16 protein-coding genes and 1 tRNA gene are annotated in these 26,417 nt (G+C 64.2%); 8 read left to right on the forward strand and 9 right to left on the reverse strand.

The genetic code is table 11. The features are described 5' to 3' along the window. Positions 1-88: 88 nt before the first annotated feature. The gene (gene hrpA, locus JAO85_RS02285) at positions 89-4,144 is read left to right on the forward strand and encodes an ATP-dependent RNA helicase HrpA (RefSeq protein ID WP_202787357.1); all 4,056 of its coding nucleotides are present in this window, start codon (positions 89-91) and stop codon (positions 4,142-4,144) included. 38 nt (positions 4,145-4,182) lie between these two features. Here the strand turns inward: hrpA and JAO85_RS02290 are convergent, their stop codons facing one another. Next, positions 4,183-5,109 (reverse strand): LysR family transcriptional regulator, encoded by a 927-nt coding sequence (locus JAO85_RS02290; RefSeq protein ID WP_012838197.1) that lies wholly within the window; start codon positions 5,107-5,109, stop codon positions 4,183-4,185. Between the two features lie 176 nt (positions 5,110-5,285). Between JAO85_RS02290 and JAO85_RS02295 the strand changes: the two genes are divergently transcribed. From JAO85_RS02295 to JAO85_RS02320, 6 genes are all read left to right on the forward strand, one after another. Continuing rightward, positions 5,286-6,122 (forward strand): alpha/beta hydrolase, encoded by an 837-nt coding sequence (locus JAO85_RS02295; RefSeq protein WP_003066465.1) that lies wholly within the window; start codon positions 5,286-5,288, stop codon positions 6,120-6,122. A 179-nt stretch (positions 6,123-6,301) separates the two neighbouring features. Next, a complete protein-coding gene (locus JAO85_RS02300) occupies positions 6,302-7,540 on the forward strand; it encodes an efflux RND transporter periplasmic adaptor subunit (protein WP_202787358.1) in 1,239 nt (412 codons plus the stop codon). A 22-nt stretch (positions 7,541-7,562) separates the two neighbouring features. Continuing rightward, the gene (locus JAO85_RS02305) at positions 7,563-10,793 is read left to right on the forward strand and encodes an efflux RND transporter permease subunit (RefSeq protein ID WP_202787359.1); all 3,231 of its coding nucleotides are present in this window, start codon (positions 7,563-7,565) and stop codon (positions 10,791-10,793) included. A 13-nt stretch (positions 10,794-10,806) separates the two neighbouring features. Further along, entirely contained in the window at positions 10,807-12,270 is a 1,464-nt protein-coding gene (locus JAO85_RS02310; RefSeq protein WP_202787360.1) for an efflux transporter outer membrane subunit, read from the forward strand. Between the two features lie 197 nt (positions 12,271-12,467). Beyond that, positions 12,468-13,868: an MBL fold metallo-hydrolase RNA specificity domain-containing protein gene (locus tag JAO85_RS02315; RefSeq protein ID WP_202787361.1), complete on the forward strand. Its 1,401-nt coding sequence runs from the start codon at positions 12,468-12,470 to the stop codon at positions 13,866-13,868. 53 nt (positions 13,869-13,921) lie between these two features. Next, positions 13,922-14,464, forward strand: a complete 543-nt coding sequence (locus tag JAO85_RS02320) for a hypothetical protein (protein ID WP_237734667.1) — start codon at positions 13,922-13,924, stop codon at positions 14,462-14,464. On the opposite strand, the gene JAO85_RS02325 is transcribed toward JAO85_RS02320, so the two are convergent. Next, on the reverse strand, positions 14,461-14,973 hold the full coding sequence (locus JAO85_RS02325; RefSeq protein ID WP_202787362.1) for a pyridoxamine 5'-phosphate oxidase: 513 nt from the start codon (positions 14,971-14,973) through the stop codon (positions 14,461-14,463). The two genes, JAO85_RS02320 and JAO85_RS02325, sit on opposite strands and share 4 nt — an antisense overlap. 182 nt (positions 14,974-15,155) lie before the next feature. On the opposite strand from JAO85_RS02325, the gene JAO85_RS02330 reads away from it, so the two are divergent. Further along, entirely contained in the window at positions 15,156-16,844 is a 1,689-nt protein-coding gene (locus tag JAO85_RS02330) for a long-chain fatty acid--CoA ligase (protein WP_039048661.1), read from the forward strand. Between the two features lie 17 nt (positions 16,845-16,861). On the opposite strand, the gene JAO85_RS02335 is transcribed toward JAO85_RS02330, so the two are convergent. From JAO85_RS02335 to fdnG, 7 genes are all read right to left on the reverse strand, one after another. Continuing rightward, positions 16,862-16,957, reverse strand: a tRNA-Sec gene (locus tag JAO85_RS02335). A 184-nt stretch (positions 16,958-17,141) separates the two neighbouring features. Next, positions 17,142-19,067 carry a selenocysteine-specific translation elongation factor gene (gene selB, locus JAO85_RS02340; protein ID WP_202787363.1) on the reverse strand — a complete coding sequence of 642 codons (1,926 nt, stop codon included), beginning with the start codon at positions 19,065-19,067 and terminating at the stop codon, positions 17,142-17,144. A gap of 96 nt (positions 19,068-19,163) precedes the next feature. Beyond that, positions 19,164-20,603 carry an L-seryl-tRNA(Sec) selenium transferase gene (selA, locus tag JAO85_RS02345; protein ID WP_202787364.1) on the reverse strand — a complete coding sequence of 480 codons (1,440 nt, stop codon included), beginning with the start codon at positions 20,601-20,603 and terminating at the stop codon, positions 19,164-19,166. A gap of 89 nt (positions 20,604-20,692) precedes the next feature. Further along, positions 20,693-21,658, reverse strand: coding sequence for a formate dehydrogenase accessory protein FdhE (gene fdhE, locus JAO85_RS02350; protein ID WP_003066497.1), 966 nt, complete (start codon positions 21,656-21,658; stop codon positions 20,693-20,695). A gap of 82 nt (positions 21,659-21,740) precedes the next feature. Continuing rightward, a complete protein-coding gene (locus tag JAO85_RS02355) occupies positions 21,741-22,367 on the reverse strand; it encodes a formate dehydrogenase subunit gamma (protein ID WP_003066500.1) in 627 nt (208 codons plus the stop codon). Next, positions 22,364-23,293: a formate dehydrogenase subunit beta gene (fdxH, locus tag JAO85_RS02360; RefSeq protein ID WP_034352334.1), complete on the reverse strand. Its 930-nt coding sequence runs from the start codon at positions 23,291-23,293 to the stop codon at positions 22,364-22,366. The genes JAO85_RS02355 and fdxH overlap by 4 nt, the downstream gene beginning before the upstream one ends. A 12-nt stretch (positions 23,294-23,305) precedes the next feature. Next, on the reverse strand, positions 23,306-26,371 hold the full coding sequence (gene fdnG, locus JAO85_RS02365; protein ID WP_144267307.1) for a formate dehydrogenase-N subunit alpha: 3,066 nt from the start codon (positions 26,369-26,371) through the stop codon (positions 23,306-23,308). Positions 26,372-26,417 lie beyond the last annotated feature (46 nt).

A 26,417-nucleotide genomic window follows, 5' to 3' on the forward strand; every position in this document is an offset into this window, starting at 1 on the left:
CAACGCAGTGCGTTGAAAATGGCGCGGCACGGCTGCTTTTGCCATTGCTGCGCAAGACTGGTCAAGGACGGGGATAATCCCAGCCCTTATGTCTTTGAAGATCAACTTCCCCGAGTCGCTCCCCGTATCCAGCCGTCGCCAGGAAATCATGGAGGCCATGGATCGCCATCAGGTCATCATCGTCTGCGGCGAGACCGGCTCGGGCAAGACCACGCAGCTGCCCAAGATCGCTCTGGCGCTGGGTCGGGGCAGGCTCAATGCCGCCCCCGATGCCAACGGCCAGGTGCGCGGCCATCTGATCGGCCACACCCAGCCGCGCCGCATTGCCGCCAGCTCGGTGGCCAAGCGCATTGCCGAGGAGCTGAACACTCCGCTGGGCGAAGTGGTGGGCTACAAGGTGCGCTTTCAGGACACGCTGCAGAAGAACGCCTCCGTCAAGCTGATGACCGACGGCATCTTGCTGGCCGAGACCCAGACCGATCCGCTGCTCAAGGCCTACGACACGCTGATCATCGACGAGGCGCACGAGCGCAGCCTGAACATCGACTTTCTGCTCGGCTATCTCAAGCAGATCCTGCCCAAGCGCCCCGATCTCAAGGTGGTGGTGACCTCGGCAACCATCGACGCCGACCGCTTTGCCAAGCACTTCGAATCGAAGAACGGCCCTGCGCCCGTGATCATGGTTTCGGGCCGCACCTATCCGGTGGAGATGCGCTATCGCCCGTTCGAGGGCGAAAAGGACAAGGACCTGAACGACGCCATTGCCGATGGCGTCGATGAGCTCTGGGCCGGCGGCAAGGGCGGCGATATTCTGATCTTCCTGCCGGGCGAGCGCGAGATTCGCGAAGCCGCCGACCATCTGCGCAAGCATTTGCAGCACTCGCCCACGCTGCGCAGCGCCGAAGTGCTGCCGCTGTTCTCGCGCCTGTCCCAGGCCGAGCAGGACCGTATCTTTGACGGCCATACGGGCCGGCGCATCGTGCTGGCCACCAATGTGGCCGAAACCTCGCTCACGGTTCCGGGCATTCGCTATGTGATCGACGCCGGTACGGCACGCGTGAAGCGCTATTCCTTCCGCAGCAAGGTGGAGCAGCTGCTGGTCGAGCCGATCTCGCAGGCCGCCGCCAACCAGCGCGCGGGCCGTTGCGGCCGTGTGGCCAACGGTATCTGCATTCGCCTGTACGACGAAGAGAGCTTTGTCAGCCGCGACCGCTTCACCGACCCCGAAATCCTGCGCTCCTCGCTGGCCGGCGTGATCCTGCGCATGAAGTCGCTGGGTCTGGGCGATGTGGTGCATTTCCCCTTCCTCGAAGCGCCTTCGGGCCGCGCCATTGCCGACGGCTATCAGCTGCTGGCCGAGCTGGGTGCGGTGGACGATCACGGTCATCTGCTGCCCATGGGCAAGGAGCTGTCGCGCCTGCCGCTGGACCCGCGTGTGGGCCGCATGATTCTGGAGGCGCGCGAGCGCCGCGCCCTGGCCGAGGTGCTGATCATTGCCTCGGCCCTCAGCGTGCAGGATGTGCGCGACCGCCCCATGGAAGCGCAGCAGCAGGCCGACCAGGCACATGCCAAGTTCGACGACGAGAAAAGCGAATTCAGCGGCTATCTGCGTTTGTGGAAGTGGCTGTCGGATGCGCGCGGCGGCAAGGTCGTGGCCAAGAGCCGCAAGGAGATGGCGGCCCAGCACGCGCCGGCCGCCAGGCCCAGTGCGCGCAACCAGGCCTTCCTGCCCGTCAGTCAGCGTGCCAGCGGCGCGCAGCTCGAAGGCACGGTGCAAGAGCGGCTGGCGCTGTTCAACCCCGCCGAGCAGGCCCAACCTGCCGACGAGGCCACGCACAAGATCAGCAACCGCCAGTGGGAGCAGTTGCTGCGCCAGAACTTCATCAATATCCGCCGCGTGCGCGAGTGGCGCGACATCCACTCTCAGCTGCTGACCGTGGTCAAGGAGCAGAAATGGCTGCTCAACAACGAGGCGGCGGGCTATGAGGCCGTGCACCTGTCCATGCTGTCAGGGCTGCTCGGCAATATTGGCTACAAAGCCGAGGAAAGCGAGAGCTATCTGGGCGCGCACGGCATCAAGTTCCACCCCCATCCCGGCGCCCACCTGAGCAAGAAGCCCGGCCGCTGGATCGTGGCGGCCGAGCAGGTCGAGACCTCGCGGCTCTACGGCCGCGGCATTGCGGCCATAGAGCCGCAGTGGCTGGAGGAGGTGGGCGGCCATCTGCTCAAGAAGCAGCTGCTGGACCCGCACTGGAGCAAGAAGCAGGCCGATGTGGTGGCGCTGGAGCGCGCCACGCTCTACGGTCTGGTGGTCTACAACGGCCGCCGCGTGAGCTACGGCCGCGTCGATCCGCATGAGGCGCGCAATCTCTTCATCCGCCAGGCCCTGGTGGAGGGCGAGTGGGAAACGAAGTGGCATTTCCTGCCCGCCAACCTCAAGCTCATGCGCAAGGTCGAGGAGCTGGAGCACAAGAGCCGTCGCCAGGACGTGCTGGTCGACGACGAGCTGATCTTTGCCTTCTACGACCAGCATCTGCCCAAGGATGTGTACAGCGGCGCGAGCTTCGACAAGTGGTTCCGCGCCGAAAGCAGGAGCCAGCCCGAGCTGCTGCGCCTGTCCAAGGACGAGCTGATGCGGCACGAGGCCGCCGGCATCACCACGGACAAATTTCCCAAGACCGTGAAGCTGGGCGGTGCCGATTGCAGCGCCAGCTATCTGCACAGCCCCGGCGACGCGCGCGACGGCATCACGGTCACCGTGCCGCTGTTCGTGCTCAACCAGGTGTCGGAGGAGCGCGCCGAGTGGCTGGTGCCGGGCATGCTCAAGGACAAGATCCAGGCACTGCTGAAGAGCCTGCCCCAGCGCCCGCGTAGCCGTTTCGTGCCGCTGCCCGAGAGCGCGGCGCGGCTGGCCGAGCTGTTCACCGAGAGCGAGCGCTGGGCCCAGGGTGGGCTGATCGACGCCTTGCTCAAGCAGGTGCGCGACGAGACCTCGCTAGATGTGAAGCGCGCCGACTTCAAGCTGGACATGCTGAGCCCGCATCTGTTCATGAACTTCCGCATTACCGACGAGCATGGCCGCCAGCTGGGCCAGGGCCGCAATCTGGGCGCGCTCAAGGCCGAGTGGGGCGCCAAGGCACGCGGTGCATTCCAGGCGCTTGCTTCATTAAAGGTAGCTGCTAGCGCTGGTGAGCCGGTCACTTCAGAGCAGAAAGAATCTGAAAATGATAAGGGTAAGGCGCAAGCAGCTCCTAAAAATGATAAGTCTGCGGCGGGCAAGCCGGCCCAGTCGCATGATGCACGCTACAAGGACTGGAGCTTTGGCGAGCTGCCTGAGCTCATGGAGATCAAGAAGGGCGGCACCACGCTGATCGGCTTTCCGGCCCTGATCGACCATGGCGACGCCGTCGGCATCGAAGTCTTCGATGAACCCGAAGCCGCTGCCGCAAAGCACCGCGTGGGTTTGCGCCGGCTGTTCGCGCTGCAGATTCGCGATGCGCTCAAGTATCTGGAAAAGAACATTCCCGATCTGCAGAAGATGGCCGTGGCCTATATGCCGCTGGGCACGCAGGAAGAGCTGCGCGGCCAGATCATCGATGTGGCCATAGACCGCGCCTTTTTGCAGGAGCCGCTGCCGAGCAACGAGGCCGACTTCAAGCAGCGCGTGCAGGACGGCCGTGGGCGCCTTACGCTGATTGCCAACGAGGTGGCTCGCATGTCGGCCACCATCCTCGCCGAGTATGCGGCCGCAGCGCGCAAGATCAAGGACACCAAGAACGCGCCCGAGGCCACCAAGGACGCGAGCGAGCAGCTGCAAAAGCTGATGCCCAAGAACTTCATCGCCGTGGCCCCCTGGGCGCAGCTCGGTCATTACGCGCGCTACCTCAAGGCCATTAGCTCGCGTCTGGACAAGTACCGGGCCGATCCGGCGCGCGATGCCGCCAAGCTCAAGGAGCTGCTGCCGCTGGAGCAGCGCTACTGGCGGCTGGTGGCCGAGCGCAAGGGGCAGATCGATGCCCGCATGCAGGAGTACCGCTGGATGCTGGAGGAGCTGCGCGTGAGCTTTTTTGCCCAGGAGCTGCGCACGCCGTATCCGGTCAGTGCCAAGCGGCTGGACAAGGTCTGGGCGCAGCTGCAGCAGTGATGCCGGTCTGACGGCCTGACGAATGGGGCTCTGCCTGACTAGGCGGGCCGGCTTTCGCCCTGCAGCAGCGGATTGCGCGAAAACAGCTCCACCACCCAGTCCACAAAGGCGCGCACCTTGGCGCTGAGGTGGGAGTTGGGCGGATAGACCACGTAGATCGGCAGCAAAGGGTGTTTCCAGTCCTCCAGCACCCGCTGCAGCTGGCCGCTTTCGAGGTACTTGTGAATCTGGAAGCGGCTGAGCTGTCCTATGCCCTGGCCGGCAAGGATGGCGCTGATATAGGCATTGCCTTCGTTGATGCCCAGGTGGGCGGGACTGGCGATCTCTATCACTTCGCCGCCCTTGTGGAATTCCAGCGGATAGCGCCGCGCCGAGACCGGTGAGAAATAGATCACGTTGCGATGGCCGGACTCCAGATCGCGCGGGTGCTGTGGCACGCCGTGGCGCTGCAGATATTCGGGTGCGGCAACGGTGATGAATTCCAGATTGCCGATGCGGCGCGCCACCAGGGACTGGTCGGCCAGCTCGCCGCCGCGGATTACGCAGTCCACGTTGTCGCTGATCAGGTCCACGGTGCGGTCGCTCACGCCCAGATCAATCTGTATCTCGGGATAGCGAGACTGGAACTCGCTCAGATGGGGAATGATGAGCAGACGCGCCACGGTGGTTCCCACATCCACGCGCAGACGCCCGCGCGGCGTGGTGCGGGCCTGGCTGACGCTGGCCTCGAGGTCGTCGAAGTCGGCGAGCAGGCGCACAGCGCGGTCGTAATAGGCCGCACCATCGGCGGTCACGGTGACGCGACGCGTGGTACGGTTGAGCAGCTTCACGCGCAGGCGCTCTTCCAGAGCCTGAACGTTCTTGGTCACACTGGCTTTTGGCATTTGCAGCGAATCGGCTGCACGCGTGAAAGTGCCGGCTTCCACGACCCGCGCGAAAATACGCATGGCCTGTATCTGATCCATGGGATCTCCTTGTCCTCGCGAAAACCCGGACTCGCCGAGGATGCGGGATTCTCACACACAGCTCACACCGTCATTGTTCGAGAATTGGAAACAGTGTGGCCGCGTTTGCGGGGTTTATGCCGTCACTTGCTGTTGCTACATTTCTGTTCCATCACCCGGTCCTGTCCGGAAAATCCATGTCAAACACCAAAGCCACCGCATCGCAGCCGATTCCTCATACCGACACCACGATCTCCGTGGCCGACGGTGTGCAGGCCGATGTGCGCATATACGGCGGCAAGCGGCGCGGCGAAGTGGTCCCGCTGGTGCTGCATTTCCATGGCGGCGCCTTTGTGGCCGGCGATCTGGACAACGGTTGCACCGTCGGCAGCTCGCTGGCGGCGGCCGGGGCCTGCGTGGTCTCGCTGGCCTATCCGCTGGCGCCCGAGCATCCGTTTCCGCGTCCGCTGGAGCTGGGCTACGAGGTGCTGCTGTGGGCCTACAAGCAACGCAGCAAGCTGGCCGGAAAGGGCGCTCCGCTCTATCTGGCCGGTGAAGAGGCTGGAGCCAATCTGGCGGCCGGCGTCTGCATGATGGCGCGCGATCAGCAGCAGCCGCCGCTGGCCGGGCAGATTCTGATCTCTCCCATGCTGGACCCCTGCTCGGCCACGCCTTCGCAGCGTGCCGCTCAGGGCGAGTCCGTCGAATGCAAATGGGCTTCGGGCTGGTGCCAGTACCTGGGCGAGCCGCATGATGCGGAGCACCCCTATGCGGTGCCGGCGCGAGCCCGCCGTCTCGCGGGACTGCCGCCGACGCTGATTCTGGTCGGCGAGGCCGACCCCATGCGTGACGAGGCACTGAACTATGGCGCGCGCCTGGAAGCAGCCGGCCTGAGCGTGCATCGCCATGTGTTTGCCGAAGCCGGGCAATGGCCGCAGGCGCTGCTGGAGCAGCCGCCCGAGTCCTGCCCTTGCGCCGCGCAGTTGCAGGAGCAACTGCGCCAGTTTTTCGAAACCACCCGATGTCGGCTCTGAGCTGATTTTGCCCTGCTGAGACAGCTGACCTGATCCGGCCCCGCAGGCCGGACGCAGCACGGCTGCGCCTTTTTCTTCTCTTTCTCATTCGATTCCTGGCCTGAGCGCTGGAAGGGATGAGTCTTGCCTGCCGCCGAAAGAGCCGCTACCGCTTTCAACCCTTGAATAAAGACATTGCCATGAACGAGCACTCCAAACTCTCCAACCGCCGCCGGTGGGCCGCCGCCGGCGTCGCCGCTGCCGTGATCGCCACGACTGCCGCCATGCTGGGCCTGTCATCGCATGCCGAAGCGCCCGCTGCGCAAGCCGCCGCGCCAGCCGTGCCGGTTTCGGCAGCCCAGGTCCTGCAGCAGGACGTAACGCTGTGGAATGAATTCTCCGGCCGCCTCGAAGCCGTGCAGCGTGTGGATGTGCAGCCGCGCGTCTCGGGGGCGGTGCAGGCCGTGCATTTCAAGGAGGGTGCGCTGGTCAGGGCCGGTGATCTGCTGTTCACCGTGGACCCGGCTCCCTATGTGGCAGAAGTCGATCGCGCCGAAGCCCAGGTCGTTGCCGCCAAGGCGCGCATGGCCTATACCCAGAGCGAGTCCGAGCGCGCCACGCGTCTGTGGGACGAGCGGGCGATCGCGCAAAAGGAATACGACGAGCGCGTGAATGCCCGGCGCGAAGCCGATGCCAATCTGCGCGCCGCCCAGGCTGCGCTGCAGACCGCCAAGCTGAACCTGGGCTACACCCAGGTCAAGGCGCCGGTGAGCGGGCGCGTGGGTCGCATCGAGGTCACGGTGGGCAATCTTGTGAGTTCGGGGGCCGGAGCGCCGGTGCTGACCACCCTGGTATCGGTGGACCCGATGTATGCCAGTTTCGACGCGGACGAGCAGATCGTGGCCCAGGCGCTGCAGGGTCTGCAGAGCGCAAGCCAGGGACGCAGCACGCGTGCGCTGATTGAAACCATTCCCGTGCAGATGGGGGTGGGTACCAGCGGCGGCACGCCCTACGCCGGTCATCTTCAGCTCATAGACAACCAGGTCGATGCCAAGAGCGGCACGGTGCGTGTGCGGGCCGTGTTCGGCAATGTGGACGGCACGCTCATGGCCGGCCAGTTCGCGCGCATCCGCATGGGCCAGCCCCAGACCACCCAGGCCGTGCTCATCAATGAGCGCGCCGTGGGCACGGACCAGAGCAAGAAGTTCGTGCTGGTGATTGGCGCTGACAACAAGGCCGAGTACCGGGAGGTGCAACTGGGCGCGCCGGTGGACGGCCTGCGCGTGGTCATTTCGGGCCTCAAGGCCGGCGAGCGCATCGTCGTCAACGGACTGCAGCGTGTGCGCCCCGGCGTGGTGGTCGCGCCTCAGGACGTGCCCATGAATGCCAAGGCCGAGCTGGCCGATGGCCGCGGCGCAGCCAAGCAACCCACGGTCTGAGAACCCTTAATCCTCCGACACCATGAACCTTTCCCGATTTTTCATCGACCGCCCGATCTTCGCGGGTGTGCTGTCGGTGCTCATCTTTCTCGCTGGCCTGATCGCCATGCGGACGCTGCCGATCTCGGAATACCCCGAGGTCGCTCCCCCCTCGGTGGTGGTGCGCGCCCAGTACCCGGGCGCCAACCCCAAGGTGATTGCCGAAACCGTGGCCACGCCGCTGGAGGAATCCATCAACGGCGTGGAAGGCATGCTCTATATGGGCAGCCAGGCCACGACCGACGGCGTGATGACGCTGACCGTGACCTTCGCGCTGGGCACCGATCCCGACAAGGCCCAGCAGCTGGTGCAGAACCGCGTCTCCCAGGCCGAGCCGCGCCTGCCCGAGGAAGTGCGCCGCCTGGGCATCACCACGGTCAAGAGCGCGCCCGACCTGACCATGGTCGTGCATATGGTCTCGCCCAACGGCCGCTATGACATCGACTATCTGCGCAACTATGCCGTGCTCAATGTGAAGGACCGCCTGGCGCGCATCCAGGGTGTGGGCCAGGTGCAGATCTTCGGCGGCGGCGACTATTCGATGCGCGCCTGGCTGGACCCGCAGAAGGTGGCGCAGCGCGGTCTCTCGGCTGCTGACGTGGTGGCTGCCATCCGCGGCCAGAACGTGCAGGCCGCGGCCGGCGTGGTCGGTGCCTCGCCCGGCCTGCCTGGCGTTGACATGCAGCTGTCCATCAATGCCCAGGGCCGTCTGCAGACCGAGGAGGAGTTCGGCGACATCATCGTCAAGACCGGCTCCGACGGCGCGGTGACGCGCTTGCGCGACGTAGCGAGGCTGGAGCTGGGCGCGGCCGATTATTCGCTGCGCTCCCTGCTCAACAACGATCCCGCCGTAGGCATGGGCGTGTTCCAGGCCCCGGGCTCGAACGCCCTGGAGATCTCGGCCAATGTGCGCTCCACCATGGCCGAGCTGCAAAAGCACATGCCCGAGGGCGTGGAGTTCCGCATTGCCTACGACCCCACGCAATTCGTGCGGGCTTCCATCAAGTCCGTGATCCAGACCCTGCTTGAAGCCGTGGCCCTGGTCGTGGTGGTGGTGATCCTGTTCCTGCAGACCTGGCGAGCATCCATCATTCCGCTGCTGGCCGTGCCGGTGTCGGTGGTGGGTACCTTTGCCGTGCTGCACCTGCTGGGCTTTTCCATCAATGCGCTGAGCCTGTTCGGCCTGGTGCTGGCCATCGGCATCGTGGTGGACGACGCCATCGTGGTGGTGGAGAACGTGGAGCGCAACATCGAGGCCGGGCTGTCGCCGCGCCAGGCCACCTACCGCGCCATGCAGGAGGTCAGCGGGCCCATCATCGCCATCGCCCTGGTGCTGGTGGCCGTGTTCGTGCCGCTGGCCTTCATCAGCGGCCTGACGGGCCAGTTCTATCGCCAGTTCGCGGTGACCATCGCCATCTCGACGGTGATCTCGGCCATCAACTCGCTGACCCTGTCACCTGCGCTGTCCGCGCTGCTGCTGCGCGGCCACGATGCTCCCAAGGACGCGCTGACGCGTGGCATGGAGCGCGTGCTGGGCGGCTTTTTCCGCCGCTTCAACGCCTTGTTTCGCCGCGGCTCCGATGCCTATAGCGGCGGCGTGCAGCGCGTCATCGGCCGCAAGGCGCTGATGCTGGTGATCTACGCCGTGCTGGTGGGCGCGACCTGGGGTCTGTTCAAGCTGGTGCCCGGTGGCTTTGTGCCGGCCCAGGACAAACAGTACCTGGTCGGCTTTGCCCAACTGCCCGATGGCGCCACACTGGACCGCACTGAAGACGTGATCCGCCGCATGGGCGAGATCGTCAAGAACAATCCCAATGTGGAAGACGCCATCGCCTTCCCCGGACTGTCCATCAACGGCTTTACCAACAGCTCCAACTCGGGCATCGTCTTTGTCACGCTCAAGCCCTTTGCCGAGCGCAAGCATGCCGACCAGAGCGGCGGTGCCGTGGCGGGCCAGCTCAATCAGGCCTTTGGCAGCATCCAGGAAGCCTTTATCGCCATGTTCCCGCCACCGCCCGTGGCCGGCCTCGGAACGACCGGCGGCTTCAAGCTGCAGATCGAGGACCGTGCCTCGCTGGGTTACGACGCCATGGACGCGGCCGTGAAGGCCTTCATGGCAAAGGCCTACCAGACGCCCGAGCTGGCCGGCCTGTTCACGAGCTGGCAGGTCAACGTGCCCCAGCTCTATGCCGCCATCGACCGCACCAAGGCGCGCCAGCTCGGCGTGCCCGTGACGGATATCTTCGAGACGCTGCAGATCTACCTGGGCAGTCTGTATGCGAACGACTTCAACCAGTTTGGCCGCACCTATAGCGTGCGCGTCCAGGCCGATGCCGCCTACCGGGCGCGCGCCGAAGACGTGGGTCTGCTCAAGGTGCGTTCCACCACAGGCGAGATGGTGCCGCTGTCGGCGCTGATGAAACTCGAACCCAGCTTCGGGCCCGAACGCGCCATGCGCTACAACGGCTTTCTGGCCGCCGACGTGAATGGCGGGCCCGCGCCCGGCTTCTCCTCGGGCCAGGCTCAGGCCGCCGTCGAGCGCATTGCTGCCGAAACCCTGCCGCCCGGCATAGGCTTCGAGTGGACCGAGCTGACCTACCAGGAAATCCTGGCCGGCAATTCCGCCGTGCTGGTGTTCCCCATCGCCATCCTGCTGGTCTTTCTGGTGCTGGCGGCGCAATACGAAAGCCTGACCCTGCCGATTGCCATCATCCTCATCGTGCCCATGGGCCTGCTGGCTGCCATGACGGGCGTGTGGCTGAGCGGCGGCGACAACAATGTGTTTACGCAGATCGGGCTCATCGTGCTCGTGGGGCTGTCGGCCAAGAACGCCATCCTGATCGTGGAGTTCGCCCGCGAGCTCGAATTTGCCGGCCGCACTCCCGTGCAGGCCGCCATCGAAGCCAGTCGCCTGCGCCTGCGCCCCATCCTCATGACCTCGCTGGCCTTTGTCATGGGCGTGCTGCCGCTGGTGCTGTCCACGGGGGCGGGCGCCGAGATGCGCAGCGCCATGGGCGTGGCGGTGTTCGCCGGCATGATCGGTGTGACGGCCTTTGGCCTGTTCCTCACGCCGGTGTTCTATGTGGTGCTGCGCCGCCTGGCCGGCAACCGTCCGCTGCAGCAGCACGGCAGCCATGTGGCGCCGATCAGCGAGCCCGGTCACGGCGCCTCGGCCCTGCCCATGCCTGCCGCGCCGCGCGGCCATGACGAATAAGCCCCAATCAACCATGGATTCCGATATGAAAACGATGCAAGGCATTCGATCCCTGATGCCCTCCCTGAGCGCACTGGCGGCAGCCCTGGTGCTGGCGGGCTGCGCCAGCGCTCCGCCCACGGTGGACCAGCATGCCGGCGTTGCCATGCCCGCAAGCTTCAGCGCCGAGGCCGCAGCCGCGGGCTGGACGCAGGCCGCCCCGGCCGAGGCCCAGTCGCGCGGTGCCTGGTGGCGGGTATTTGCCGACGCCGAACTCAGCGCTCTCGTGGAGCGTGCGGGTGAAGCCAATACCGATGTGCAGACTGCTGCGGCACGTTTGGCCGAAGCCCGCGCGCTGCTGCGCTCGGCCGATGCGCAGCGGCAGCCGCAGATCGGGGCCTCGGGCGGCGCTGTGCGCCAGGCCGGACTGAACACCGCGAACGGCCTGCAGCCCGCCACCCTGGTCACGGCCGGCCTGAACCTCTCCTACGAAGCGGATCTGTTCGGCAGGCTGTCGCGGGCCAGCGAAGCAGCGCGCGAGGATGCCAATGCACGCGAAGCCCTGCTGCAGAGCACGCGCCTGATGGTGCAGGCCGATGTGGCGCAGACTTATCTGCAGCTGCGTTCGCTGCAGACCGAGCGCCAGCTGGTCGAGCAGAGTCTGGCGGCCTATCGCGAGACGCTGATGCTGATCGAGAAGCGCTTCCGTGCCGGCGATGCGGCCGAGCTGGACGTGGCGCGCATGCAGACCGAGGTTTCGGCCACCGAGGCCGAGACGCTGGCGCTGGAGCGCCAGCAGGCGGCCCTCACGCATGCGCTGGCCGTGCTGGTCGGCGATGTCGCCACTGGCTTCACGCTGGCCGCGCAGCCGGTGCTGGCAGCGCTGCCCGTGATTCCGGCAGGCGTGCCCGCGACGGTGCTGGCGCGCCGCCCCGATGTGTCGGCGGCCCAGGCATCGGTGCTGGCGGCCCAGGCGCGCGTGGGCGTGGCCCAGGCCGCATGGTTTCCGGCCATCACGCTCACGGGCAATGGAGGCTATGCCTCGCCGGAGCTTGGCGATCTGTTCAAGTGGTCGGCGCGCTCCTGGGGCATAGGCGCTTTGCTGTCCCTGCCCATCTTCGACGGCGGCCAGCGCGCCGCGCAGGAAGAGGGCGCCCGTGCGCGCCTGGAGGCTGCAGTGGCCGCCCAGCGCGGTCAGGTGCTCGCGGCCTTTAGGGAGGTCGAGGATCAGCTCAGTGCCTTGCGCCTGCTCTCGGGCCAGGCCCATGTGCTGGGGCAGGCCGTGCAATCCTCGGAGCGTGCCACGCACCTCTCGGACGTGCGCTATCGCAACGGTCTGGTGAGCCAGCTGGAGCTGCTCGATGCGCGCCGCAACGAGCTGCGCAACCGGCGTCAGGCTTTGCAGGTGCGTACCGCGCAGTACACGGCCACGGTGGCGCTGATCCGTGCGCTGGGCGGCGGCTGGGACAGCGGAGAGCCTGTGGCGGCAAGCAGCTGAGGCGAGAGCAGTCCCGTCCGCCCTGGCGGCCGATTTGCCGGCTGGTGACTCCTGCTGCACAGCCAGCCGGTGCTTGCGGCGCCCGGACAGGCTCAGCGGTTTGATGGGCATCAAGGCAAGACTTGAGGCTCTGGAAACGCAGGCGCCAGTGGTGCTAGATTCATTGACGGTCCATGTGGATCGTCAATGGATGCTTCATGAACATCACTTTTCACGGTGCGGCGCAGTCGGTCACGGGGTCCTGTTTCCTGGTTGAGGCGCATGGCTGCCGATTTCTGATCGACTGCGGCATGGCTCAGGGCGGCCGCGAGGCTGACGAGCACAACCAGCAAGCCTTTGCCTTTGATGCCGCAGGTCTGGATTTCGTCGTTCTGACCCATGCGCACATCGATCACAGCGGCCTGCTGCCCAAGCTCGTGGCCCAGGGCTTCAAGGGCCCTATCTATGCCACGCTGGCCACCAAGGACTTGCTCGAGGTCTTGCTCAAGGACAGCGCCCATATCCAGATGATGGATGCCGAACGGGCGGCGCGGCGCCGGCGTGAAGGCCGGGGGCACGAGCGTGAGCCGACGGTTCCTCTGTATTCGCTGGCCCATGTGGCGAGCACGCTGGAGCAGGTCCAGGCCGTGCCTTATGGCCACAGCTTCGAACCCCATCCTGCGGTGACGGTACGTTTTCAGGATGCCGGGCATATTCTGGGCTCGGCCATTGCGGAGCTATGGCTGGCAGATGGCCATGGCGGCACGCGCAAGCTGGTGGCCAGCGGCGATCTGGGCCAGCCGGGGCGGGTGATTCTGCGCGATCCCACGCCGATCCTGGAGGCCGATCTGCTGCTCATCGAGTCCACCTATGGCGACCGGCAGCACAAGAGCACGGGCGATACCCTGGAAGAGCTGGTCGATGTGGTCACGCGCACGGTTCCTCATGGCAATGTGGTCATCCCGGCATTCGCCGTGGGGCGCACGCAGGAGCTGCTCTATCACTTTCTGCAGCTGATCCAGCAGCAGCGCCTGCCGCCGGTAGAGATATTTGTGGATTCGCCGATGGCGGTGGCGGCCACCGATATCACGCTGCGGCACTTCGGCGTGTTCGACGAGGAGGCCAGGCAGTTGCTGGGCAGCGTCAGGAGACTCAAGGAGTCGCCGCACATTCACTTCATCAGCGATGTGGAGGACTCCATCAAGCTCAACCGCATCAAGAGCGGCGCGGTCATCATCTCGGCCAGCGGCATGTGCGATGCGGGACGGGTGCTGCATCATCTGAAGAACAATCTGCCCAGGCCCGAGTGTGCGGTGGTGATCTGCGGCTTTCAGGCTGAAGGTTCGCTGGGCCGCAGGCTGGTCGACGGTGCCAGGCAGGTGCGCCTGTTTGGAGATGACGTCGAGGTCCGTGCCGGCATCCATACCCTGGGCGGCTTTTCGGCCCATGCAGACCAGCAAGCCTTGCTGGACTGGGCGGCCGCTTTTACCCGCCCGCCGCAGCAGACCTTTGTGGTGCATGGCGAGTCGCATGCCTCCCTGGCCCTGGCCACGCTGCTGCACGAGCGCCTGCATTTCACGGTGCAGGTTCCGCAGCCGGCTCAGGTCTTCGAGTTCTAGAGCGTGCCGGGAGTCTCCGAGATGCTGAATCCGTCTTGCGCACGGCCTGTTGCATGATGTTCTGGCGGCGAAGCCTGATGCCGGTCGAGGCCGGTTTCGCGCAGCGGCTTTTCGGCACTACGCTGGATGAACTGCTGCCCGGCATGCGTCTGCATGTGCGGCGTCTGGGCGATACCAGGCGCGCGCTGTCCCTGGGCGGCGGGCGCATCTATCTGCCGCGCAGCTTTTTTGAGCACCGGGACCCGCATAAGCCGCTGCGGCTTGCCCACCCTGTGGTGGCTGGCGTCTTCGCCCATGAGCTGCTGCATCAGTGGCAGCGCCTGCAAGGCAGGGCGGTGACCTGGGAGGCGTTCGGCCTGCATCTGCGCGCGGCATGCCTGCGGCGCGATCCCTATCACTATCAGGCTTGTGCAGATCCGCAGCAGATGCTGCAGTGCTTTCCGGACGCAAGCGTGGAGCAGCAGGGTCAGATCTGGCAGGATCATGTTCAGGCCCTGGTGCAGGGCCAGCCTCTGGCCTGCATGTGCCTGATTGCCGAGCATGTGCTCAAGGCTCAAGCCGGCCGGACCAGGCCGGGCCGAGCCAGCAAAGGCTAGGCAGCCGGGTTGAGTGCGGCTATCAGATCGTGCTCGTCCACATCGCGCGCCGCGCCGAAGCCTGCGACATGCCTGCCGCTTTGCGGCGTGATGCAGACAAAACGAAAGTCGCCCAGCGCCGTCATGGGCTCGGCTTCGGGAAAGCGCGCCAGATAGTTGGCACGGGCGCCTTGCCACAGGCCGCTGTCGCGTGGGGGAGTGGAAGCCACGCCCTGAATGCTGATGCGCTCCAGCGCATGCACGGCTTCGCCAGCGGACTCTGGCCTGCTCATCAGCAGACTGACGGCAGGATGCAGCTCCATGGCCTGTGTGTGGCTAGCCAGCGCACTGACATGCAGTATCAGACAGCTGAATTCGCCACTCCAGGCCCATGGCACCAGCGACAGGCCCGGGGCGGGGAGATAACCGGGCGCTGATGAACCGGCCTGTGGCTGAACGGCCAGGGCGGCAGTACGCTGACTGGCGAGTAGCTGGCGCAGCGACTGCTGCAAGCGTGATTCATGAGGCATTTGCGCATGGTAAGCCAGAGCGCGGGGCCGGACCAGCTTGAACCGCGCCAGGCCGCGTCGAGCGTCACCTGCGTGACCGACTGTTGGGGCCATCCCGGATGCCGGGCCGAGGTTGCAGGCCTAGTCTTGCGGACTGATTAGTCCACCCGGACTATGTATACGCTTTTCTGATTGCCTGACTCATGCCCGCTCACCACAAGTTTTGGCCCAATCGGCTGCCATATTCCATCACCGTCCCAGCAACCAGTGTCTGGGAAAACCTCGCTATCAATGCCAGGCGTTATCCGGACAAGGCCGCGCTGGTGTTTCTGGGACGCACCACGACCTATCGGCAACTCTGCGAGGGAACGGAGCGCATGGCCGCCTATCTGCATGGCCTGGGCGTGCAAAAAGGCGACCGCGTCATCGTGCTGATGCAAAACAGCTCGCAACTGGTGCTGGCGCATTACGCCATCTTTCGAGCCAATGCGGTGGTGGTGCCGGTCAACCCCATGAATACGGCGGAGGAGCTCAAGCACTACATCACGGATTCGGGCGCCAAGGTGGCCATTACCACGGCCGATCTGGCGCCGGAGCTGGCCAAGGCCAGCAATGCCTTGCCGCAGTCCGAAGCATTGCAGCACTTGCTGGTCACCCGATTCACCGACGGTTTTGATGCCGATGTGCAAGGGCCGGATGCACCGCCCGAAGCCTGGCGCAACTGGCTGCTCGGCGAGCGCGAACCCGCAAGCCTGAGCCATGGCAAGGTCCATGCCTGGACGCAGGCACTGGCCTGCAGCGAGCTGCCGCCGCCGCATACCGCGGGTCGTGACGACCTGGCATTGCTGCCCTATACCAGCGGCACCACGGGCCAGCCCAAGGGCTGCATGCACCTGCACCGCAGCATCAACCACAACGCCGTTTCCGGCGCGATGTGGGGCACGGGCAGCAGCGAGAACGTGGTGCTCGCCGTCGTGCCCATGTTTCACATCACAGGCATGGTTTCCGTGCTGCACAGTGCCATCTACATGGGGGCGACGCTGATCATCATGCCGCGCTGGGAGCGTGAGCTGGCAGGGCGCCTGATCTCGCACTATCAGGTCACCAGCTGGACCAATATCCCGACCATGGTGATCGATCTGCTGGCCAGTCCCAACTTTGCGTCCTTCGATCTGTCCAGCCTCAAATACATCGGCGGCGGCGGCGCCGCCATGCCCCAGGCCGTGGCCCAGCGACTGCTGGAACAGTACGGGCTGCGTTTTTGCGAGGGCTATGGCCTGACCGAAACCGCCGCACCCTCGCACAGCAATCCGCCCGACCATCCCAAGCAGCAATGTCTGGGCATCCCCTTCATGAGCACCGATGCGCGCGTGATCAGCCCCGACACGCTGGAAGAGGTGGCCCAGGGCGAACAGGGCGAGATCGTGGTCAACGGCCCCGAGGTGTTCGAGGGCTACTGGCAACGCCCCGAGGCGACCGAGCAGAGCTTTATGGAGCTCGATGGCAAACGCTTTTTCCGCACCGGGGACCTGGGGCGCGTGGATGAGGATGGCTACTTTTTCATCACCGACCGGCTCAAGCGCATGATCAATGCCAGCGGCTTCAAGGTATGGCCCGCCGAGGTGGAGTCGCTGATGTTCCGCCATCCGGCGATTCAGGAGGCCTGCGTGATCTCCGCCAAGGATGCCTATCGCGGCGAGACCGTCAAGGCCGTGGTGGTGCTGCGTGCCGGCCATGAGGCGACGACGGCAGAGCAGATCATCCAGTGGTGCCATGACAATATGGCAGTCTACAAGGCCCCACGTCGGGTGCAATTCGTGACGGCTTTGCCCAAGAGCGGCAGCGGCAAGGTGATGTGGCGAATGCTGCAGGAGCAGGAAGCCGCGGTCTGAAATGCAAAGAGGGGGAGTGGCGGAAAGCAGCTGGAGTCGAACCAACCCGGGAGCGGCTGACGCCCCCCACCGGGTTTGAAGCCCGGCCGCGCCACCGGGCACGATTGCCTTCCTTTGAGTCAAGAGTGGAAGTTGCCACTCTTGTAGAAGATAAGACGGTGATTGTAGCCAGCAATCCGGCAGCTGATGACAAACAGCACGTCAAGGCCGCATATCCGGCTCTACCCTGATTTGATAGCTTGTTGCCCAAGCGGGATAAGGAACCTGGACTGATTTCCGCTGGTTTTCCTTGCAGGCTCAGCGTGGCGTGCTATTCCACTGTACGTCAGGGCGCAGCAGATGGGCGTCGCGCACGCGGCGTGTGTAGCCGGTGCGGTCGAAGAATTCGAGAATCTGGATGGCGCGCTTGCGGCCCAGACCAGTGGCGTCGCGGAATGCGCTGGCTTCCACCTCTCCCCTGGCGTGCTGGCTGGCGATGTCGGCAACCAGGGCGGCGAGTTCATCCATGCGCACCGGTGCATAGAACAAGTCCTTGACGACCTGGAACAGCTGGCCCTGGCGCGAAAGCTTTTTGAGCAGCTGGCGCACCGGCTCTTCGCCAGCGGCATGGTCGCGCGCCAGATCGCGCACCCAGGGCGGGTCATAGCGGCCTGCAGCAATGGCGGGCAGCAGTTTTTCGGCCAGCGTCTGCTCGGCGCTGCTCAGCTGCACGCTGTGCTGCGGCAAATGCAGCCAGGCGCCGGTGCTGGCCAGCAACTGGCTGTTGAGCAGGGCATCGACCAGGCCCTGATAGAGCGCGTCGTAGCTGCCTTGCTGCAGGCCGGGCAAGGCCATGCGCCTCAGTCTGGCCGCGTTGACGCCGGGCTCGTCGGGCGATTTTTCATGAAAGCGCGCCAGGCTGTCGATGAGCTGGGTCTGCAACTGCTGCCAGCGCTGCAGGCCAAGCACCAGGGCATCGCCGCCGGCGATGGGCAACTGGATGGTGTCGGCAAGGCTGGCCTCGGGGAAGGCATGGCCGCTCAGACGCACCAGCTGCGAACGCGCAATGCCGTGCGGGGCCTGTGCGATCAGCGGTCTGAAGTCGCTGCGGGCGACTAGCTGCTCCATGGCGTCGAGGTAGGCCATGCGCTCTGCGCTGCGGCGCTTGCGGCTCGGGGCATAGGGGTCGAGCACCATACCGCCGGCGATGGTGCGGCTGGCCTGGGCGTTGCGCAGAATCAGGCGGTCGCCGGGCAGGGCGAAGACCGGCGCATCGAGCACCAACTGCACGCGGGCCTCGGTGCCGGGCTCTATGGCCTCGTCCTGTAGCAGCGCTACATGGCCCGTGGTGCGCTTGGTGCCCAGGTGCACATGGACGGGCGTCCACTGGGCCAGCAAGGGCGCTTCGCCGAGCAGGTGCAGATGAATGTCGAGGCGGTCCGTGGCCTGCAGCAGACGTTGGTCCATGATCCAGTCGCCGCGTTCGATCTCGTCCTTGCCTATGCCCGCCAGATTGAGTGCGCAGCGCTGGCCGGCGACGCCGCTGTCGCTGCTCTGGTTCTGTGCATGAATGCTGCGCACACGCACGGCCTGACCACTGGCCGAGTGCGCCAGCGTGTCGCCCACCCGCACCTGGCCATTGAAGACCGTGCCCGTGACCACCGTGCCCTGGCCCGGCAGCGTGAAGACGCGGTCCACGGCGAGCCGGAACAATCCGTCTCGGGGACGCGCCTGCATCATCTGGGCCTGCACCTGCAGATGTTCGCGCAGGGCCTGTACGCCGGCATTGCCGGGTTCTGCGGCATTGGTCTCGAAGATGGGACTGTCCGCCAGTGCAGTGACGCCGAGAATGGCGTTGATTTCGCGATGCACGTCGGCAATGCGCTGCGGCAGCACGCGATCGACCTTGGTCAGCGCCACGCTGCCACGCCTGACACCCAGCAGCTGCAGAATTTCCAGGTGCTCCAGGGTCTGGGGCATGACGCCGTCGTCGGCAGCCACGACCAGCAGGGCGTGGTCAATGCCCACGGCTCCGGCGGCCATGGTGTGGACGAATTTCTCGTGGCCCGGCACGTCGATGATGCCCAGCACATCGCCGTTGGGCAACGGGCTGTAGGCATAACCGAGTTCTATGGAGATGCCGCGGGCTTTCTCTTCCTTGAGACGGTCGGTTTCCACGCCCGTGAGCGCACGCACCAGCGTGGTTTTGCCGTGGTCGATATGGCCTGCGGTTCCGATGATCATGGTGTGCTTGTAGTTTTGTTGGCTGCTGGCGCTTGTGTATCAAGCGATGCAAGGTGTTTTTGTATGAATTCCGGGGGGCGGGGCCATGGGGCTGCCTCAGGCCAGCTGCGGCAGTTGCGCGGCAAACAGGGCCTGCGCCGGGTGTTCGAGGCAGCGCAGATCCAGCCACAGAGCATCGTCATGCAGCCGCCCGATCACGGGCCGGGGCAGGGCGCGAAAGCGCGCTTCGAGCCGGGTCAGCTGGCGACCCGCATGCTTGCCGCTGGCCGGATAAATCCTGAGGCCGAAGCTGGGCAGATTTTCCACGGGCAGGGCGCCGCTGCCGATCTGGCTGTTCATGGCCGCCATCTCCACCACATAGTCCTGGCCCAGTGCCTGCTGCAGCAGAGGCTGCAGCTGCTCGGCCTGGATCTGCATGTCGGCGGCCTGGCGCGTGAACAGGCGCAGCGTGGTCAACTCCTGGGCCAGCTTTTCGGGGTTCAGATACAGGCGCAGCGTGGGCTCCAGTGCCGCCAGCGTGATCTTGCCCACGCGCAGCGCGCGCTTGAGCGGGTTCTTCTTGATCTGGGTGATCAGCTCCTTTTTGCCGACGATGATGCCGGCCTGCGGGCCGCCCAGGAGCTTGTCGCCGCTGAAGGTGACGATGTCGGCACCGGACTCGACCGTCTCGCGCACCGTGACCTCATAGGGCAGTCCCCAGTCGCGCATGTCGATCAGCGTGCCGCTGCCCAGGTCGACAATCATCGGCAGATTGCTGTCGTGCGCAATGCGGGCGACATCGGCGTCGCTCACCGCCTTGGTAAAGCCGGTGATGGCGTAGTTGCTGCAGTGCACCTTCATGAGCGCGGCCGTATTCTCGTCTATGGCCTCTGCATAGTCTTTCTCATGCGTGCGGTTGGTGGTGCCGACCTCGACGAGCCTGGCGCCGGCGCGGGTCATGACATCGGGAATGCGGAAGGCGCCGCCGATTTCCACCAGCTCGCCGCGCGAGACCACGACTTCCCTGCCCGTGGCCATGGTGGACAGCACCAGCAGCACGGCTGCGGCGTTGTTGTTGACAACGGTGGCGGCTTCAGCGCCGGTCAGCTCGCAGATCAGCGACTCGACCAGATCGTCGCGATCGCCGCGACCGCCGTCTTCAAGGTCATATTCCAGATTGGCCGGGGAGTTCATGGCCTGTACCACGGCATCGATCGCGGCCTGCGGCAGCAATGCGCGGCCCAGGTTGGTGTGCAGCACCGTGCCGGTGAGATTGAAGACGGCTTGCAGGCGTGGCGCAAACCGGGCCTGAAGCTGGCGCTGCGCAGCTTGCACGATGCTGGCGATGTCGGCCTGCACGCTCTGGCCGGGCTGATCGGCAAAACCCAGGAGCTGCTGGCGCAACCCCGTCAGCACATCGCGGACTGCCTTGGTGCAGGCATCGAGGCCGTAGGACTCGCGCAGCACCTGCATCTCGACCGCGAGCAAGACCTTGTCCACGGCGGGAAGCTGAGATGGGTGCGAAATTTCAGGGGCGGTCGCTGCGGTATTGCTCATGGCCAAGGTGTGTCGGGTCGTCAAAAGAATGAAAAAGGCGGCAGGAGTTCCTGCCGCCTTCATTATGGTGGCGGTTGGAGCCGGCAGGTTTACGCCGCAGGGTCCACCAGTTCGTGATCGGCCTCGCCTTGCTGCTCTTCGGCCACGGCCACAAACAACAGAGGATTGGCGCTGGCGCGCTGGAACTGGGTCTCGCTCATCAGCAGATCCAGCATCAGGCTGGCCAGATCGTCGACGAGAGGTTCGACCATGGGGTTCTTTTCCTGATTCACGATCTTGCGGTAGCTGCCGCATTCGTCGCATGTCTCGGCCAGAACTTCTTCGCCCGAACCGTCAATGCCCTGGTAGTGGATGCCCTTGGTCGATTCGCAGTGCGTGCACTTGACGCGAACCATATGCCATTCGCAGGCACAGGTGCCGCAATGAGCGTAACGGTGACCGGCCACTTTGCCGCCAATGCGGATGACGCTGGCCACAGGCTCGCTGGCGCAGACGGGGCAGATGCTGGCGGGGTCGGTGTAGGGAACGTCGCGGCCACTGAGACTGGCCGAGCGCTTGGCAAAGGTCACTTGCAGCGCAGCCATGATGAAGGGTGCCATGCCCACATGGCGGGCGGCGACTTCCTTTTGCAACAGCTTTTTGGCAATGTCTGCACGGGTCTCGGGAGTCAGTGCACGCAGCTCCTTGAGCAGGGGCTGCAGCGGTGCAGGCAGGCCTTCGCTGCCCTGCAGCGTGTCGAGCATATTGTCCAGTACGGCTTGCCAGGCGGGATCGATGGTGTCCACTGCGGGCAGCAGGGGCATGGAGTGCTCCTGAGCACGCGCCATGAGTTCGGCATCGGGCGCAGATATCTCGATGGTGGCGGCTGCCTTGTGCTGCGCATCCATGATCTGGGCCACGAACAGCAGATAGTCTGCAATGGGATTGCCATTGGCCAGCTGGCGCAGGCGTGCAGCACGTTCGGCGAACAGACTGCTTACCTGGGGCAGCAAGATGCGGGGAAAGCTGGTGTGATCCAGTGCTTCGATTTCACCGGGTTGAAGAATGCGTTGCATTGACAGGGTTTCCAAATGAATCAGCCGCCGAGCGCCGATAAACGCTTGGCGGCTGGGTTGTTAGGGGAGAGGACTAAAAACCTTAGTCGTTGTCACCCGTCATCTTGCGGTACCAGCCGCGGTGGTGTTGCTTGGCCCAGGCTCGCGTTACTGTGCCATAAAGCATGGCGCGAATGGTGCCACGAGTCCAGATGGCGGCATACACGTGCATGATGATCAGACCGATCATCCACACGGCAGCGATGGCGTGAACCACCGAAGCCGCTCGCACCACGTTGACCGGCAATGTCCACCAAGCGCGCCACATCAGAAAGCCGGTGATCACGATCAGCAGCATGCCGATTACCAGGCCCCAGAACAACAGCTTCTGACCACCGTTGTATTTGCCCTGTTCGGGCATGTCGTGGTCGTCGCCATCGATCATCTTGTTGACGTTCTTGAGCCATTCGATGTCGCGCGGCTCAACGATGTTGAGCTTGGCAAAACGGCAGGCCATGATGACGAAGAATGCGCCCATGACAACCCCGATGTAGGGGTGCAGGATGCGGGTCCAGGGACCGCCACCGAACAGATTGGTCAACCAGAAGAAGGCCGGGTGAAAGAACGCCAGACCGGACAGGGCCAGCAAGATGAAGCAAATGCCTACCACCCAGTGGTTGGCGCGCTCCGATGCGTTGTAGCGCACGAGGTCGCGAGGATTGCGTTTCATTTGCCGTTCTCCTTGTTCAGCGCTTCGGCGTCCTTGCGTTCCATTTCATCCTCAAGGTCCTTGGACACGTCGTTGGGTCCCTTGGTGATGTAGTGGAACAGGCTGCCGATTGCGGCTGCACCCAGTGCGGCCATGGCCAGAGGCTTGGCTACACCCTTCCACAGCGACACCATGGGGCTGATGGACGGATCGTCCGGCAGGCCCTTGTACAGCGAAGGTTTGTCCGCGTGATGCAGAACGTACATCACGTGCGTGCCGCCCACGCCTTGCGGGTCGTAGAGGCCTGCCTTTTCGTAGCCGCGTTCCTTGAGGTCCACGACACGGCGGGACGCTTGCTCCTGCATGGCTTCCTTGGTGCCAAACTGGATGGCGCCCGTGGGGCAGGTCTTGACGCAGGCGGGCTCCTGGCCAACAGCCACGCGATCCGAACACAAGGTGCACTTGTACGCCTTGTTGTCCTTCTTGGAGATGCGCGGAATGTTGAAGGGGCAGCCCGTGACGCAGTAGCCGCAGCCCACGCACTGGTCTTGCTGGAAGTCCACGATGCCGTTGGCATATTGGACGATGGCGCCAGGCGAGGGACAGGCCTTCAGGCAGCCCGGGTCTTCGCAGTGCATGCAGCCGTCCTTGCGGATCAGCCACTCCAGATTGCCTGTGGCTTCGTTTTCGTATTCGGCAAAGCGCATCACGGTCCAAGACTCCGACGTCAGATCCGTCGGGTTGTCGTAGACGCCTGCGGCAACCGTGCCGATTTCGTCGCGAAGGTCGTTCCACTCCATGCAGGCGGTCTGGCAAGCCTTGCAGCCAATGCATTTGGAGACGTCGATCAGCTTGGCGACTTCCCCCGCGTGCGCACCGCGTGCGCTCGGTGAGGGGGTTGTCGTGGCCGAACGGCGTTTGATATCGAGAGACATGGTTGAGGACATCAGCGTGGCTCCTTAGATCTTTTCCACCTTCACGAGGAAGGTCTTGGATTCAGGGGTCAAGCTGTTACCGTCACCCACGGAGGCTGTCAGGTTGTTCGCCAGATAGCCCTTGCGTCCCGTCGTGGAGAAGCCCCAGTGAATCGGCACACCCACGTGATGGATGGTCTTGCCATCGATCTTCATGGGCTTGATGCGCTTGGTCACCACGGCAACCGCCTTCACGAAACCGCGCTTGGACGAAACCTTGACCTTCTGGCCGGTCTCTATGCCCAGTTCCTTGCCCAGTGCCTCGCCGATTTCCACGAACTGCTCGGGCTGAACGATGTTGTTCAGCTGAACATGCTTGGTCCAGTAATGGAAGTGCTCGGTCAGGCGGTAGGTCGTGCCTACATGCGGGTAGTCCTTGGGGTCGCCCTGCGTGTCCTTGGCAGTTGCCAGGATGCGCATCACGGGGCTGATGACGGCCTGCTTGTTGTTGGGGTACATGGGGTTGTAGCCCAGCGGGTTGTCAAACGCCTCGTAGTGCGTGGGGAACGGACCTTCTGCCATGCCCTTGCGGGCAAACAGACGGGCCACCCCTTCGGGGTTCATGATGAAGGGATTGATCACCTCGGGATCCAGGCCCACGGCCACGTCCGGCACGTCCGCTCCACCCCACTGCTTGCCGTTCCACTTGATCAGCACGCGTTCTGGGTTGAAGGGCTTGCCCTGGCGGTCGCAAGACGCGCGGTTGTAAAGCACGCGGCGATTCGCAGGCCAGGCCCAGGCCCAGTTCAGCGTGTTGCCTATGCCTGTCGGGTCGCTGTTGTCACGACGAGCCATCTGGTTGCCGGAAGAGGTCCAGCTACCAGCCCAGATCCAGCATCCACCCAGGGTGGTGCCGTCATCGCGCATTTCGCCAAAGCCCGCCAACTGCTCGCCGGCCTTGCGGATGAGCTTGGTGGGGTCCTTGGGATCGAACAGATCCACCAGCGCACGGCCGTTGTATTCCTTGGCCACTTCCTCGGAAGAGGGATGATCGGCTTCAGCGTAAGGCCAGTACAGGTTGGTGATGGGCTCGGAGAACTTGCCGCCTTCCTTCTGATAGAGAGCCTTCAGGCGCAGGTGCAGACCGGACATGATGGCAATGTCGGTCTTGGCCTCTCCTGGGGGCTCGGCAGCCTTCCAGTGCCACTGCAGCACGCGCGAGGAGCTGACCACGGCACCGTCTTCTTCAGCGAAGCAAGTGGTAGGCAGGCGGAACACCTCGGTTTGAATCGAAGCCGAGTCCACGTCGTTGAATTCGCCGTGGTTCTTCCAGAATTCCGAAGTTTCCGTAACCAGCGGATCCATGATGACCAGGAACTTCAGCTTCTTGAGACCGTCGCGCACGCTGTTGCTGTTGGCCAGCGCCGCCAAGGGGTTGAAGCCTTGAGCGATATAGCCGTTGACCTTGCCCTGCGTCATCATCTCGAAGATCTGCAGCATGTCGTACTGCTTGTCCAACTTGGGCAGATAGTCGAACGCCCAGTTGTTTTCAGCAGTTGCCGCCGGGCCCCACCACGCCTTCATCAGGCTGACATGGAACTTGGGCGTGTTCGACCAGTAATTCATCTGGCCGGGACGCAGCAGCTTGGGCGTGCGAGTGGCGATGTACTGGTTGTAGTCCTGTTCGGCTTCGTTCGGCAGCGTCAGGTACCCGGGAAGCGAAGCAGACAGGATGCCCAGGTCCGTCAGGCCCTGGATGTTGGAGTGGCCGCGCAGCGCGTTCATGCCGCCGCCAGCGATACCGATATTGCCCAGCAGCAGCTGGATCATGGCACCGGTACGCAGGATCTGCGCACCCGTGGTGTGCTGGGTCCAGCCCAGTGCGTACAGGATGGTGGCAACACGGCCGGCTTCGGCGGTCGAAGCAAGCTTCTCGCACACGTGCAGGAATTTTTCCTTGGGTGTGCCGCAGATGGATTCCACCTTCTCGGGGGTATAGCCGGCGTAGTGCTTCTTGAGCCACTGATAGACGCAGCGAGGGTGTTCCAGAGTGGGATCCACCTTCACGAAGCCGTCTTCGCCCAGTTCGTAGTCCCACGACGCCTTGTCATAGGTACGCTTTTCAGGGTTGTAGCCGGAGAAAATACCTTCGTCGAACGCAAAGTCCTCGCGCACGATGAATGAGAAGTCCGTGTAGTTCCTCACATACTCGTGGTGGATCCTGTCGTTGGTCAGCAGGTAATTGATCACGCCGCCGAGGAAGACGATGTCCGAGCCGGAGCGGATCGGCGCATAGAAGTCAGCCACGGATGCCGAGCGGTTGAAGCGCGGATCGACCACCATGAAGTGAGCCTTGTTGTGCTCCTTCGCTTCGGTCACCCACTTGAAGCCGCAGGGGTGTGCTTCGGCGGCATTGCCGCCCATGATCAAAATAACGTCCGCGTTCTTGATGTCGACCCAATGGTTCGTCATCGCTCCACGGCCAAACGTCGGGGCAAGACCTGCCACCGTCGGGCCGTGTCAGACACGTGCTTGGTTATCGAGTGCAAGAAGGCCCCAGGAGCGGGCCACTTTGTGCGTGATGTAGCCGGCTTCGTTGCTGGAGGCCGAAGCGGCCAGCATGCCGGTGGTCAGCCAGCGGTTGACCTTCTGGCCTTTTTCGTTGGTTTCAACGAAATTGGCGTCGCGGTCTTCCTTGAGCAGCTTGGCGATGCGGTTCAGTGCCTCGTCCCAGGACATGCGCTTCCACTCGGACGAACCGGGGGCGCGGTATTCGGGGTACTTGAGGCGGCTGGGGCTGTGGACAAAGTCCAGCAGCGATGCACCCTTGGGACACAGCGTGCCGCGATTGACCGGATGATCCGGGTCGCCTTCCACGTGCATCACGGACAGACGGGAGTTTTTCCCGCCGTCGCCCAGGGAGTACATGAGGATGCCGCAGCCTACGGAGCAGTAGGTGCAGGTTTGACGGGTTACGGTGGTGGCTGACAGTTTGTACTGTCGCACCTCAGCAAGGGCGGCTGTGGGTGAGAAGCCCATCAGCGCCAAGCTTGAACCCGCCAGAGTCGAACCAGTCACTTTCATGAACTGGCGTCTGGAGAATTGGTCCATTGTGGGGTACCTTTTCGTATGAACGCTTATGTGAAAGCAAATTTTA

It is taken from the genome of Comamonas sp. NyZ500 (assembly GCF_016772095.1).
In the GTDB taxonomy this organism is placed as follows: Bacteria; Pseudomonadota; Gammaproteobacteria; order Burkholderiales; family Burkholderiaceae_C; genus Comamonas; species Comamonas thiooxydans.